Raw genomic sequence first — 13,576 nt, forward strand, 5'->3', positions numbered from 1 at the left:
ACGGGCTGACCGGAAGCCGGAGCGGCGTTGTTTCCGCTACCGATCCGGGGACGGGTTCTTTTCGAACCTGAGGAGAAAGCGGTCAGTTTTGCGACGAACTGAAGGGTCGAAAACATTCACGGTTCCGTCATCGTCCGGGTTGGCGAACAGGTCGCTCTCCTCGGCGAGGCGAAAACCATGGGCTTCAGCGAGGGATATGACGATGGCTTTGTCGATGCGGTGCGTGTCGCCTCCGGTTGTAGCCGGAGCGCCCACGGGTGCCATGTGATCGAGCACGATGAAAGATCCGCCCGGCCTGGTGACGCGGGCGATTTCGGCGAAAGTAGCGTCGGGATCGCCGAGGGCACCGGGTTCGGCTCCATCTGGTGTGTACCAGAGTTCGTGCGGGCCTAGCAGCCATGTGACCCTGTCGGCGGTGCCATCCGCCACGGCTGACAGGTCATCGAAAGGAGACTTGACCTTGACCACATTGGAGAGTCGCCCATCGACCCGGGTCGCGACGGCGTCGCCGAGAAAGGCATCGAACGCGGCCGGGTTCTGCATGTAGACCGTGCCCGCGTCGCCGACGATACGCGAGAAGAGTTCCGTATAGACACCGCCGCCCGCTTCCATGTCGACGACTGTCATACCGGGTGCGATGCCGGTGAAGGCGAGAACCTGTTCCGATTTGCGGACCGCATACTGCTCATAGTCGGCTGCGGGCCGGTCATCCTGCCCGAACACGCTGGCATAGTCGAAAGGGGTGGGAGCGGATTCGGCAACACTTGCTGATTTTGGTTCGGGCGCAGCACTGTCCGCGTCAACCAAGCTCGCCGGTTCGGAGGGAGGTGGCGGCGTGGTGCAGGATGCCGCAAGGCCGGAGGCGAGCAGGGCGGTGAACAGGTATTTCATCTTGTTTCCTCCAAAGCGCCTGGGTTCAGGCGTCAGCCAGCATTTTCTCACTCATCGTCCAAAGGCGTTCAGCCTTCTCGTCGTCACAAATCCACGGGCGGGCGTGTTCCCAGCGTTCGCTGTCAGCCGTGGCGAGCTGGGCGATGTCGCAGTCTTCGCAATAGACGCCGCCGCGACTCGCGAGCTTGGGCGAAGTTGCGGCCCAGACGCTGGTGGCAGCGCCTTGCTCCGGTGACTTGAAGCGTTCCTGGACCTGCGGCGGAATCGTGCCGTCGGCAGCCTTCCATCCGAGCGCGACCATCTCTTCGTCTGAAAGGTGGCGCTGCAGCGGCGTGAAAATACCTCCGGGATGCACGGAGAAGGCCCGGACGCCAACGTCCCGGCCGCGATGGTCCACGCCGAGAGCGAAGAGGGCATTGGCCGATTTGGCCTGCCCGTAGGCGTCCCATTTGTCATAAGGCGTGTTGTTGAAGTGCGGGTCGTTCCAATGGATGTCAGAACGGGCGTGACCGATCGAGGACAGCGCGACGACACGCGCCGAGTCCGCGCGTTGCATGGATGGCGCGAGCGCCAGGCTCATCGCCATGTGGCCGAGATGGTTCGTTCCGAATTGGCGTTCCCAGCCGGGACCGACGCGGCCTTCGGGGCAGGCCATGATGCCGGCATTGTTGACCAGGATGTCGAGCCCGCGCTTGGTCTCATCATACTCGCGCGTGAATTTTTCGATACTTTTGAGATCGGCAAGGTCCATCGCGGCGATTTCGATTTCGCCTGCGACGTCCGCCAATGCTTCTTCAGCTACATGGACCCGCCGTGCCGGAACGGTAACACGCGCCCCCGCGCCGGCAAGCGCGCGGACAGTTTCAATCCCGATGCCCGAATATCCCCCGGTGACGATGATGTTCTTGCCCGTCAGATCGATGCCTTCCAGCACCTCTCGAGCGGTCGATTTGGCATTGAAGCCCGATCCGATGGGTAGCTGGTCCTGTGCGGCCATGTGCCTTATGTCTCCCGAAGATATTGCATGTTGAGCGGAGTTTGCGCCGATGATGGTGTGGCGGCAAGGGTGGGTTACGATTTCTTAAGCAGCACGCCACGTGGACGCCAACGGGGTGAGGCGTATATGATGGGTGTTACACATTATCATTCAGAGAGTGATCCCATGCGCCTTCTTGCCAGCCTGATATTCATGACAGCCGCGAGCCTGACAGCAACACCAGCCCTTGCGCAGGGCCAGCAGGTTGAAAGATCGCAAGCAGAAATCGCGGTCGAGCAGGCGACAGAAAACCTTGCCAGGGATCGGGCGGGGCGGTCGGACGCCATTCGCGATTGCGCCACGAAGGACTACGCAGCCTGCACCAAGCTGGGCGACTATTATCGCAAGGGCTGGGGCGGCATGCAGGACTATGAGGCCGCCGCAAAAGCCTATCGCAAGGCGTGCACGGGCGAAGACGCGGACGGATGTGCGGCGCTGGCTTATCTCGCCACCAAGGGCCTCGGCATGGAGCAGGACTTGGCCGAGTCCCGGCGCCTGTACAAAAAGTCGTGTGACCTGGGCGAAGTGAGCGGCTGTGCCGGCTATGGCAACATGATGTTCGCGGGGAAGGGCGGGCCCAAGAATGTCGCCGAAGGCACGCGTGTGCTCCAGTCGGCCTGCGACACGGGATACAAATGGGCCTGTGACCGGATCACCGGCCTGGCGGCCTATGACCCGAATGACGATACGTGGGAGCGGCTGAAGGACGGCGCGGGACGCTGACGCCTTAGCTTCCTGTGGCGGTTTCGTCAGGTTGGCCGAACATCGTGTTGACGAATGGCGGTAGCGCCGCCGGGCGCGCCACAGGCGCCGGCTGTGTGGCCGGAGCGTGAACGGTCTCAGTCTCGACAGGGGACAACCAGTCGGCAGGGCAGGTTGGGGCTATCAGGAGATCAGCGAGAATGCTCGCGCCTTCGTCAACCCGCATGCTTGGAGCAAAGGCCCGGCCTTCAAGCCGGCAACCCGGCCAGGCCTCGATCATTTCACTGGCATTGACGGACCCCTTGATCTCTCCGTGGACGATGATGACCGTGCCAGTGACATTGCCTTCGATGACGGCGCCGGCTTCGATGAAGAGGAGACTGTCGGTGGAAATGTCGCCCTTGAGATGGGCCGACACCATGGTCGGACCTGAGAATGTCATTTTCCCTTCAAGCACGGAGCCTGCCGTAAGGAAGTTACCATTCTGCGGCCGGGAGGCACGCGATTGTGAAGGTTGATTGGCCATTTGTCCGATCCCTGGGTGACTGCATTTCGGATAAATCGAAGCAAAATACATGCCATAGGCGAATTTTCCCGCTTGGAAGCCTGTCGCAGGTTGAGTCTCTGGACTGCAACGCTTTGGCCGCGACGAAGCCATGTTTGCATGCCAGACTGGATAGTATGAACCTGCGATTCCCCTTGTTTTTGGCGTTTCTGGTACTGGTCGCCTGCACGCCGGCGCAGACGAGGACGCCCGATCCGGGTCTACTGCCGCCGGGCGCACGGGGGATCGACCTGTCGCACCACAATGGGCGCGTGGATTGGGACGCGCTCGACACGGAAGGCATCGAATTCGTGTATCTCAAGGCCACCGAGGGACGCGACTGGAAGGATCCCGACTTTCAGGTGAACTGGATCGAGGCGACACGGCGCGGATACGATGTCGGCGCCTACCATTTCTACATCCTGTGCAAGCCGGCGAAGGAACAGGCGGACAATTTCATCCAGTCGGTCGAAGTGCGCGACGGCACGCTGCCACCGGCCGTCGACCTCGAATATGCTCACAATTGTGCGCCGTTTCGTGACGCGGAAGGTACACGGGCAGAGATGAAGGAATTTCTCGACAGGCTGGAAGCCGAGTATGGCGCGCGCCCCGTGCTTTACGCGACGAAGGAATTTCATTCAGACTGGATCGCCGGATACTTCGACAATTACCCGCTCTGGATACGGAGCGTCGATGGCGCGCCGGGCATGCCCTACGCCATCTGGCAGCATTCGATGAAAGGCAAGATGGCGGGGATAGAAGGCCCGGTGGACCTGAACAGGGCCGCAGGCGGCATGCCGGATGGATAGACAATCCGGCATGCCGATCGTGTATTCGCAGTCCTAGTTGCGGGCCTTGTCGACCAGGCGGTCATTCTGCGCCCAGTGCATCATACCGCGCAATTTCTCTCCAACTTCCTCGATCAGATGGTCGTTCATGCGGGCGCGCTTGGCGTGGAAGCTTGGAGCGCCGGCCTGGTTTTCGAGCACCCAGTTGCGGGCGAACGTGCCATCCTGGATATCGGTCAGGACGCGTTTCATCTCGGCCTTGGTCTCCGCATTCACAACGCGCGGTCCGGAAACGTATTCACCGTATTCGGCGGTGTTCGAGATCGAGTAGTTCATGTTGGCGATGCCGCCTTCATAGATCAGGTCAACGATCAGCTTGGTTTCGTGCAGGCATTCGAAATAGGCCATTTCCGGCGCGTACCCGGCTTCGACCAAGGTTTCAAAGCCGGCCTTGATCAGTTCGACGATGCCGCCGCAGAGCACAGCCTGTTCGCCGAAGAGGTCCGTTTCTGTCTCCTCACGGAACGATGTCTCGATGACGCCGGCCCGCGTGTTGCCGATGGCCTTCGAATAGGAGAGGGCAACATCCTTGGCGGTGCCGGACGCATCCTGGTGGATGGCGATGAGGCCCGGCAGGCCGAAGCCCATCTGGTATTGTGCACGCAGTGTGTGGCCCGGGCCCTTGGGCGCGGACAGGGAAATGTCGACCCCGGCCTTCGGACGGATCAGGTTGTAGTGAATGTTGAACCCGTGGCCGAACATGATGTGCTGGCCTTCGCGCGTGTGCGGCTCGATTTCGTTTGCCCAGACGACAGCCTGAAGTTCGTCCGGAATGAGGATCATCACGACATCAGCCCATTTTGTGGCTTCGGCCGGAGTCATGACCTTCAGGCCTTCGGCCTTGCACTTGGCGCGGCTGGCGGAGTTTTCCTGCAGGCCGACGACAATGTCTTTGACGCCGCTATCGCGTGCGTTCAGGACGTGCGCATGGCCTTGGCTACCATAGCCGATGACGGCGACCTTCTTTTTCTGGATCAGGGAAAGGTCCGCGTCCTGCTCGTAATAAACTTTCATTGGCTTCAAAAAGCTCCGCTCTAGGGTGGGGTTGATAGGATAAGGTTCAGTTGGCGTTGCAGGTCCAGCCATCGCTGAAATTGGCAACGCCTATGATCATCTGGTTGATCCGGGCGATTTCGTCGGACGCTTTTGCATGACGAGAGAAATGAAGGGTCTGACCGGGCGTTTCGATCGTTGTGACAATGTCATGTGTATCGAGCAGCAGGACGACGCGGCGCGATCCGTCCGGGTTGATCGAAACCTCTTCGCGGCGACCATAGTCCGGAATGTCCTTCGATCCGACCGTGGCCAGCATCGTCACCAAGCGCTTGGCGACATCATCGGGCAGGCCGGTGCTCAGCTTGCAAACAGGGACTCGGCTGCGCTCATTGTCTTCGCTTGGCACCGAGCGTGCCTCGAGCCAGTAGGACGGTGCCGCACCGATGACATCGTAAATGTAAGCTGCGCCGCTGGGCGATGCGGTGTCGACGATGCGGATTGCCGGGTTCCGTGTGGTGGGCTGCAGGCGGGCGGACCGCGCCACGAGATGATCGGCGCGATCGATGTCGCATTGCATCTGGGCCTTTTCAGCTTCACCGGCAAGCGCCAGCGCCGTGCCCGCCACTTTGGGCCGGCAACTTTCAGGCGCGTCTTCAACCGCGCTGGCGGCACCAGCACAAAGGAGGCCGCAGAGGAGAAGAAATCGGAATGCCTTCATCCCTGTTCCTTTCCGCGTTTGATCGAGAGCACACCGGTCCGGCTGACTTCCACCAGGCCGAGCGGGCGCATCAGGTCGATGAATTGGCTGATCTTGTCAGAGGCGCCGGTCAGTTCGAAAATGAAGCTTTCATTTGTCGTATCGATGACGCGGGCGCGGAAAATCTCCGCAATGCGAAGTGCCTCGACGCGTACTTCACCGGTGCCTGCAACCTTGATGAGGGACAATTCGCGCTCAATGCCGCGCTTCGATTTCGTGATGTCGATCACTTCGCCGACAGGAACGATACGTAGCAGCTGCGCTTCGATCTGTTCCAGGATATGCGGCGTGCCTTGGGTGACGATGGTAATGCGCGAGCGATGCTGGCTGGCATCGACTTCGGCAACCGTGAGACTGTCGATGTTGTAACCACGGCCCGAAAACAGGCCGACGACGCGCGCGAGGACACCGGGTTCGTTGTCAACGAGAACGGCAAGCGTACGCCGTTCGACAGCTTCGTCAGCATGCGACAGGAAATAGGCCGACTTCGGGCCGACGGGTGTGTCTGCGATTGTGCCGTCGCTCATTGCATTGTCTCCGATTGCGTGTCCGGTGCCCGGGTTGCGTCGAGCACAAGTCCCGGCCTGCGAGTTTCAAGGCGGGCCTTCAGAGCCGCAGCGCGGTCAATGGCGTCGCGCCGGTTTTCCTGGGTCTGGTCGTCATAACGTTCGACCACCTTGTCGAGGCGGCGAGGATCAAGGTGTGCCTGCAGTTCCGACACCATAAGGCGGCGGCAATCGTCAATGAATTCTGCGCTGTTGTCGCCCGTCGGGCCGCCTTCGCGTTTCATGGCGTCAAGTTCGAAATAGGCCCACATGATGGCATCGAGGATGGGCGGGCGGTGGCCGCGATAGGCACCGTCCTTGTCCGCGCCCTTGTTGTCGGCATTGAGATTCGGGAAGAACATGCGACCGCGTTCGACGAGGGCGGACAAGCCGATCAGCAGGCTGGTCTTGCCACCGGCGAAGGTCGCGTCATTGGCCTGCAGATGGCGGGTGCGTGCAAACATGGCCGCGCGGCCGAGCGCGTCGATCGCGTGGTTGCCCCATTCGAGGCTGGCTGAATCGATGCTCTGGCGCAGGCGTTCTGTCTGGAGGCGGCGCTGATGCCGCGTTTCTGCGCGCGCGGCGACCGCGCTGACAAGGGCGACCAGCGCTGAGGCGATCGCGATCACCACATCAAGGTGTTCGCGCAGCAGGGCGAAGATTTCGCTCATACTCATTACATTACCCGTCCCAAAACCCGATGCCTGTCCGGCTGCTATACCAGCTTCTTCCCGGCGTCACTGACCTCGTTACCAGTTATCTCCCCAAGGATCATCTCATTATGAGCAGACCCCGACGGAATCATCGGCAGGCAGTTTTCAGCCTTTTCGACGCGGCAATCAAACAGGACCGGACCATCATGGTCGATCATTTCCTGGATCTTCGCATCGAGTTCCTGCGGCTTGTCGCAATGTATGCCGTGGCCGCCCAGCGCCTCGGCCAGTTTAACAAAGTCCGGCATGCTTTCCGAATAGGAGTGAGAATAGCGCTCGCCATGCAGCAATTCCTGCCACTGGCGCACCATGCCCATCCACTCATTGTTCATGATGAACACCTTGACCGGCAGGCGGTGTTGAACGGCTGTGGAAAATTCCTGCATTACCATCTGGATCGAGGCTTCACCCGCAATGTCGATAACGAGCGCTTTCGGATGGGCGACCTGTATTCCGACGGCAGCGGGCAGGCCATAGCCCATCGTGCCGAGGCCGCCGCTGGTCATCCAGTGATTGGGCTCCTCGAAATGGAAGAACTGGGCGGCCCACATCTGGTGCTGGCCGACTTCGGTGGAGATATAGGTCTCCCGGTCCTTGGTGAGCTCGTAGAGGCGCTGGACTGCGTATTGCGGTTTAATCACGGCGTCAGAGTTGGTGTAGGCGAAACAGTCACGAGCCCGCCAGGTGGCAATCTGCTTCTGCCAGTCGGCGAGATTCGGCTTCTTGCCCTTGCGGGCGCCAAGCTCCTTCAGGATCGCTTGCAGCGTGGCTGCGCAATCGCCGAGAACAGGCACGTCGACGCGTACGATCTTGTTGATCGAAGACGGGTCGATATCGATGTGGACTTTCTTGGAATTCGGCGAGAAGGCATCGATCCGGCCCGTGACCCGGTCGTCGAAGCGGGCTCCGACGCAAATCATGAGGTCGCAGTCGTGCATGGCATTGTTGGCCTCGAAACTGCCATGCATGCCGACCATTCCGAGCCAGTCAGGGTGAGAGGCCGCAAAGGCGCCAAGCCCCATCAGAGTGGATGTGACCGGGATGCCGGTTGCCGCTTGCAATTCGCGAAGCAGCTTGGAAGCGCGGGGACCTGAATTGATGACACCACCGCCCGTGTAGAAGACCGGGCGCCGGGACGCCATGATCAGGTCCACAACAGCCGAAACGGCTTCGGGTTGGGGAATTGTGCGCGGGTTGTAGGTCGGCTTGCGGACGCCTTCCTTGCCGATATAGGTGCCGGTGGCGAACTGGACGTCTTTCGGGATGTCGATCACGACCGGGCCAGGCCGGCCGGACGTCGCAATCAGGAAAGCCTCATGGATGGCGCGTGCCAGGTCGTTCACGTCGGTGACGAGATAGTTGTGCTTGGAGCAGCTACGCGTGATGCCGGTCGTGTCGCATTCCTGGAAGGCGTCCGTGCCTATGAGATGCGTGGGAACCTGGCCGCACAGGACAACCATGGGGATGGAATCCATCATCGCATCCGTGATCGGGGTGACCATATTGGTTGCGCCGGGACCGGAGGTAACAAGGGCAACGCCCGGCTTGCCGGTCGAGCGGGCATAGCCCTCGGCGGCATGGCCGGCGCCCTGCTCATGGCGAACCAGGATGTGCCGGAGGTCCGGCGCAGCAAACAGCGCATCATAAATCGGCAGAACGGCGCCGCCCGGATAGCCGAAGAGCGAGTCTACGCCCTGTTCGCGCAAGGCCTCGATAACGATCTGGGCCCCGGTCATGATGCGGGGTTCAGTCGGGGCCGGGCTGGCGGCGCGCGTCTTGGGCTTGGTGGCTATGGTCATGAGGGCTCTCGGAAATCTGGGATGGAACGGGCTGAGGCTGAAATTAAAAAAGGGCCCCCGGAGGAGACCCTTTTGTGCGCGCATCCGCAATCGGCTGAATGGTCAGCCGACTACGGATGCCTAATAACGAGTACCAGTGGTTTGCGCACGGTGCGTTTCCTCCAACGTCGGACTTAGGAATAATCTGCCTCTTGGGCGCTGTCAATCTCCCTGTAAAGGGCATGAATGACCCTAAGGCGATTTTCTGGTTCAGGCGAAGGAATGCGCGGCCAGAAGGGGAATTGCCTGCCGATCCAGGTGAACTGCCTTTTTGCATAGCGCCTTGTGTCTCGCTTTGCATTTTCTGCGGCCAGTTCCGCGCTGATCTCACCGCGGGCAAAGGCTGTCAGCCAGGGCATGCCGTGGGCTTTCATGGCGGGAAGTTCGGGATCGAGGCCACGTTCCATCAGCGCACGCGCCTCGTCCATGGCGCCTTGCATCAGCATGCCTTCGAAGCGGCGATCGATTTTCTGGTAGAGGCGGGCTCGCGGCGGGGTGAGCGCGAAGCCGATCCATTCACCTTCCTGCAGGACAGGCGGTTGGCGCTCGTCATGAAAGTCACTGATCGGGCGCCCCGTCGCGAGCCAGACTTCATAGGCGCGTGAAAGGCGCTGGCGGTCGCCCGTGCCGAGCCGCTCAGCTGTTTCAGGATCGACCGGCGCCAGCCGGTCACGCAAGCCTTCGGCGCCTTCAGCTTCGGCGATGGCCCGGACATCGGCCCGGATATCCTCCGGAACCGGCGGGATGTTCGACAGGCCCTGTGTCAGGGCCAGCAGGTACAGGCCTGTGCCGCCAACAAGTATGGCGCGCTTGCCTTTCAGCTCAAGCCGCTTGATTTCGCGGCGGACCTCTTCCAGCCAGTCGCCGGTGGAATAACGCGTGGCGGCATCTATATGACCGAAGAGATGGTGTTCGACCCCGTCCATTTCGGTTTCGTCGGGGCGGGCGCTAATAACCTGAAGGTCCCTGTAAACCTGCATGGAATCAGCGTTGATGACTTCTCCGCCCAATCGCCGGGCGACGGCAATGGCGAGAGCGGTCTTGCCGCTGGCGGTGGGACCGTGAATGAGGATAGCCGGATGCATGCACTAGACCTAAGGGCTTGTCGGGCGCGTGGAAAGACACCAAGAGACTGAAAACATGACCCAGAACCTGCATAATTCCCGCAATTTCCTTGCTGCTACAGCCGTGGCACAGCCAGCACATGCTGAGCTTTCTGTGCAACTGGGGGAGATTCTCGTTGCGGCAGGCGTGGGTGAAATGCAGCTGCGGATTCTGTCGGAGGCGGGCCCTTGGCGGGCCTGCGAGTACGTGTTCGAGGTAAGCGGCAAGGATCAGGTCGAAACTGTTCGCGCCGGCGTGAAGGCACTGGAGGCAGACGTCTCTGTCTTGCCAGCCGCCAACCGGCGAAAGCGTCTCCTGATCTCCGACATGGATTCAACCATCATTGGCCAGGAATGCCTTGACGAGCTGGCGGATTTTGCCGGCCTCAAGGCTGAGGTCTCGGCGATCACAGAACGCGCGATGCGCGGGGAGCTCGACTTCGAAGGCGCGCTGACGACGCGGGTGGCGATGCTCAAGGGGCTGGAACTGTCAGCACTTGAGGCAGCCTACCGCGAACGCATCACGCTCAATCCCGGTGCGCGCACGCTAACGGCAACGATGAAGGCGCATGGCGCGCATGCACTGCTGGTATCGGGTGGGTTTACTTTCTTCACGTCGCGCGTGGCGGAGGCATCCGGTTTTGATGCCCATCGGGGCAACACGCTGACAGACGATGGCGCCGTCCTTGTTGGCGACGTCGGCAGGCCGATCCTTGGTCGCGAAGCAAAGCTCACCGCCTTGGACGAAGCGGCGGCGGCGCATGACCTCCGGCGAGACGACGTGCTGGCGCTTGGCGACGGCGCGAATGATCTCGACATGATCCGCGCGGCAGGCCTTGGCATTGCCTACCGGGCCAAGCCCATCGTTGCCGAACAGGCTACGGCTGCCATCAACTATACCGACCTTACGGCTGCCCTGTTCTTCCAGGGCTACACGGCAGACGAGTTCGTCGACACCTAGGCGCTATTTGGCAAGCTCGATTGACAGGAACTGGTCGAACCAGCCGGCATCGCCCCGGCGTTTCACGCGCAGGAGCAGGGGCTGGTGCGGGGTGGTCATGGCAGTCTCGACGCGATTGACCGTGTCGGTGACCGTCGAAACCTTGGCGAAGTTCACCTCGACGATTACATCGCCCCGGCTGAGCTTGCCGAAGGCGCGGCCGCGCGCGCTGACACTGGTGACCACGACCCCTTCGACATCCTTGGGAATGCCGAAACGGCGGCGGATGTCATCGTCGATGCTTTGGAGTTCGGCGCCGAGATCATTGCTGCTGGCGGGCATGTCAGGCAGTGCGCTGGCGCCAGCCGGATCATCATCGTCTTCTAGTTCGCCGAGCGTGACCGACACATTGCGCGCCTTGCCGTCTCGAATGATCGACAGTGCCACCGTCTTGCCAATCGGCGCGTCCGAGATCAGGCGCGTCATTTCGCGGACGCTGGCAATCGCCTTGCCGTCGAAGCTGAGCACGAGATCGCCGACTTCCAATTTGGCCTTGTCGGCGGGGCCGTCATTCGTGATGCGTGTGACGATGACGCCGCCCTTGCCCTTGGCCTTGTAGGCCTTGACCAGGGCTGCGTCGGCATCCTGCACATTCACGCCCAGCCACGACCGGCGCACCTTGCCATGTTCGATCAGCTGTTTCGAAATGCGCTTCACCAGATTGGCCGGAACCGAGAAGCCGATACCGACCGAGCCGCCGGTGGGCGAGATGATGGCGGTATTCACGCCGACGACTTCGCCACCGAGATTGAAGAGGGGGCCGCCGGAATTGCCCCGGTTGATAGCGGCATCGGTCTGGATGAAATCATCCGAGCGCCCGGAGTTCAGGTCGCGGTTGCGGGCCGAGATGATACCGGCCGAAACCGATCCGCCAAATCCGAACGGATTGCCGATGGCAATCACCCAGTCGCCGACTTCGGCGCGGTCGCTGTCGGCCAGGTCGACATAGGGCAGCGGTGTCCGGCTGGAAACTTTCAGAACGGCGAGATCGGTATCGCGGTCGCGGCCCACAAGCTTGGCTTCGAGCACGCGGCCATCGGAGAAATTGATCTCGATCTCATCGGCATTGTCGATGACGTGATTGTTGGTGATGATGATCCCGTCGGGACTGATCACGAAGCCTGAGCCGAGCGATCCCTGGCGCTGGAATCCGTCCTCGTCACGACCAAAGAACTCGTTGAAGCGTTCCATGGGCGAGCCTTCCGGAAACGTCGGCAGGCCATTGGGCGCAATCGTCTGCTGGGTCGAAATATTCACGACAGCCGGCATCAGACGTTTGGAAAGGTCGCGAAAGTTCTGCGGCTGCACTTTCTGGTCCAGGCCATCAAGGGGCCGTGACAGGCTGCCCTGGGCTGAAACAGGCAGGGCAAAGGCGGCAATGAAACCGAGGGCGGCGAGTGCCGAAATGCGCATGAGGCAGAACGCTCCTGAGAGTCGAATATTGTACGTTGCCTGTTCAGTATGGCGCTTTGCGCCCTTGTTGCAACAGGTTCAGACGCCTCTGACTGCGAAGACAAGCAAGGCAGCACCGACGACGGCTGATGCCAGTCCGGCAAAGGCCACATCGCGGCTCGACATTTCCGAGAGGCGGACTGCCATGCGCCGCATGAAGTCGGGGGCGATCGCATAGATCGCCCCCTCCACAAAGAACCAGATTCCGGCCGCAGCCAGTATCAAACAGAGTGTCGACACGTATCTTGCGTCCTAGCGGCTGCCGCCATTGGCGCGGGCCGCTTCGATGAACTCGTCGCAGATTCCAAGGCCTTGCGGGCTGACAATTACCTGCGTGCCTTCCTGAATGGACTTGTCACAGGCAATCAGGGCACGCTGGAACCGGAAGAATTCCGGGTCCCTGTTATAGGCATTGGCATAGACTTCCGTCGACTTTGCATCGCCTTCACCACGAATGATCTCGGCCTGCTCGCGAGCCTGGGCTTCGATCACCGTTTTTTCGCGGCTGGCCTGGGCGCGGATCAGGCGGGCCTTTTCCTCGCCCTCGGCGCGGATGCGCTGGGCTTCCTGGAGACGGGCCGACTGCATCCGGCTGTAAACGCCTTGGGCGACTTCCTGAGGCAGGTCAGCCTGGCGGATGCGGACGTCGATAATGTCGATGCCGTCATCGCTCAGCTGCTGGTTCACCTTGATCCGGATCCGGTCCATCAGTTGCGAGCGCTGGCCGGAAATGATTTCTGGCACGGGCACGTCGCCAAGGGCTTCGCGAATGGTCGAGTTGGTGATCTGGTTGAGCTGGCGGGCGGCCGCCGTTTCGGTGCGGAAACGCTGGTAGAATTTCAGCGGGTCCTTGATGCGCCAGCGCACGAAGGCATCGACAGATAGCCGCCGCTGGTCTGATGCCAGCACTTCGATATTCTCGATATCAAGACCGATATTCTTCTTGTCGAGTTTTTCGACCTGCTGGAACAAGGGCAGCTTGAAATAGAGGCCGGCCTGGTCCTGGCCCGGTGCGTTATACACCTGCTTGGGCTCGCCAACCTGCAGCATAAGGGCCTGCTCGTCCTGACGGACTACAAAAAACGAATTCATCATGACCATCAGGAAAATGCCGGTCACGATGATGATTAGCCATCCAAAAGCACGCATTA

15 protein-coding genes are annotated in these 13,576 nt (G+C 60.9%); 3 read left to right on the forward strand and 12 right to left on the reverse strand.

Annotation, left to right across the window (positions count from 1 at the left end):
• Positions 1–36: 36 nt before the first annotated feature.
• Together AC0L7I_RS06735 and AC0L7I_RS06740 are read right to left on the reverse strand one after the other, a co-directional pair.
• Complete coding sequence (locus tag AC0L7I_RS06735) at positions 37–891, reverse strand: class I SAM-dependent methyltransferase (RefSeq protein ID WP_473398781.1); 855 nt, start codon at positions 889–891, stop codon at positions 37–39.
• Between the two features lie 25 nt (positions 892–916).
• Positions 917–1,888, reverse strand: coding sequence for an oxidoreductase (locus AC0L7I_RS06740; RefSeq protein ID WP_473398782.1), 972 nt, complete (start codon positions 1,886–1,888; stop codon positions 917–919).
• 165 nt (positions 1,889–2,053) lie between these two features.
• Here AC0L7I_RS06740 and AC0L7I_RS06745 point away from each other — a divergent pair, with 165 nt between their 5' ends.
• Entirely contained in the window at positions 2,054–2,650 is a 597-nt protein-coding gene (locus tag AC0L7I_RS06745; protein WP_473398783.1) for a tetratricopeptide repeat protein, read from the forward strand.
• A gap of 4 nt (positions 2,651–2,654) precedes the next feature.
• Here AC0L7I_RS06745 and AC0L7I_RS06750 read toward each other — a convergent pair whose 3' ends face one another.
• Positions 2,655–3,287 carry a bactofilin family protein gene (locus AC0L7I_RS06750; protein WP_473398784.1) on the reverse strand — a complete coding sequence of 211 codons (633 nt, stop codon included), beginning with the start codon at positions 3,285–3,287 and terminating at the stop codon, positions 2,655–2,657.
• A 23-nt stretch (positions 3,288–3,310) separates the two neighbouring features.
• Here AC0L7I_RS06750 and AC0L7I_RS06755 point away from each other — a divergent pair, with 23 nt between their 5' ends.
• The gene (locus AC0L7I_RS06755; RefSeq protein WP_473398785.1) at positions 3,311–3,982 is read left to right on the forward strand and encodes a GH25 family lysozyme; all 672 of its coding nucleotides are present in this window, start codon (positions 3,311–3,313) and stop codon (positions 3,980–3,982) included.
• Between the two features lie 33 nt (positions 3,983–4,015).
• Here AC0L7I_RS06755 and ilvC read toward each other — a convergent pair whose 3' ends face one another.
• The 6 genes from ilvC to miaA all read right to left on the reverse strand — a co-directional run bounded on the left by ilvC (position 4,016) and on the right by miaA (position 9,955).
• Positions 4,016–5,035 carry a ketol-acid reductoisomerase gene (gene ilvC / locus AC0L7I_RS06760; RefSeq protein ID WP_473398786.1) on the reverse strand — a complete coding sequence of 340 codons (1,020 nt, stop codon included), beginning with the start codon at positions 5,033–5,035 and terminating at the stop codon, positions 4,016–4,018.
• A 46-nt stretch (positions 5,036–5,081) separates the two neighbouring features.
• Complete coding sequence (locus AC0L7I_RS06765; protein WP_473398787.1) at positions 5,082–5,735, reverse strand: hypothetical protein; 654 nt, start codon at positions 5,733–5,735, stop codon at positions 5,082–5,084.
• Positions 5,732–6,301 carry an acetolactate synthase small subunit gene (gene ilvN, locus AC0L7I_RS06770; protein WP_473398788.1) on the reverse strand — a complete coding sequence of 190 codons (570 nt, stop codon included), beginning with the start codon at positions 6,299–6,301 and terminating at the stop codon, positions 5,732–5,734. The genes AC0L7I_RS06765 and ilvN overlap by 4 nt, the downstream gene beginning before the upstream one ends.
• Complete coding sequence (locus AC0L7I_RS06775; protein ID WP_473398789.1) at positions 6,298–6,996, reverse strand: hypothetical protein; 699 nt, start codon at positions 6,994–6,996, stop codon at positions 6,298–6,300. Before AC0L7I_RS06775 ends, ilvN begins: the two co-directional genes overlap by 4 nt.
• A gap of 38 nt (positions 6,997–7,034) precedes the next feature.
• The gene (locus tag AC0L7I_RS06780) at positions 7,035–8,831 is read right to left on the reverse strand and encodes an acetolactate synthase 3 large subunit (RefSeq protein ID WP_473398790.1); all 1,797 of its coding nucleotides are present in this window, start codon (positions 8,829–8,831) and stop codon (positions 7,035–7,037) included.
• Between the two features lie 173 nt (positions 8,832–9,004).
• Positions 9,005–9,955: a tRNA (adenosine(37)-N6)-dimethylallyltransferase MiaA gene (gene miaA / locus AC0L7I_RS06785; protein ID WP_473398791.1), complete on the reverse strand. Its 951-nt coding sequence runs from the start codon at positions 9,953–9,955 to the stop codon at positions 9,005–9,007.
• Positions 9,956–10,010: 55 nt separating this feature from the next.
• On the opposite strand from miaA, the gene serB reads away from it, so the two are divergent.
• Positions 10,011–10,934, forward strand: a complete 924-nt coding sequence (serB, locus tag AC0L7I_RS06790; protein WP_473398792.1) for a phosphoserine phosphatase SerB — start codon at positions 10,011–10,013, stop codon at positions 10,932–10,934.
• Positions 10,935–10,937: 3 nt separating this feature from the next.
• Here serB and AC0L7I_RS06795 read toward each other — a convergent pair whose 3' ends face one another.
• The 3 genes from AC0L7I_RS06795 to hflC form a co-directional block, all read right to left on the reverse strand.
• Positions 10,938–12,386, reverse strand: a complete 1,449-nt coding sequence (locus AC0L7I_RS06795) for a Do family serine endopeptidase (RefSeq protein WP_473398793.1) — start codon at positions 12,384–12,386, stop codon at positions 10,938–10,940.
• A 78-nt stretch (positions 12,387–12,464) separates the two neighbouring features.
• Complete coding sequence (locus AC0L7I_RS06800) at positions 12,465–12,665, reverse strand: DUF2065 domain-containing protein (protein WP_473398794.1); 201 nt, start codon at positions 12,663–12,665, stop codon at positions 12,465–12,467.
• A gap of 12 nt (positions 12,666–12,677) precedes the next feature.
• On the reverse strand, positions 12,678–13,574 hold the full coding sequence (hflC, locus tag AC0L7I_RS06805; protein WP_473398795.1) for a protease modulator HflC: 897 nt from the start codon (positions 13,572–13,574) through the stop codon (positions 12,678–12,680).
• Between the last annotated feature and the right edge of the window lie 2 nt (positions 13,575–13,576).

This window comes from Hyphomonas sp. J20-32, from assembly GCF_055808555.1.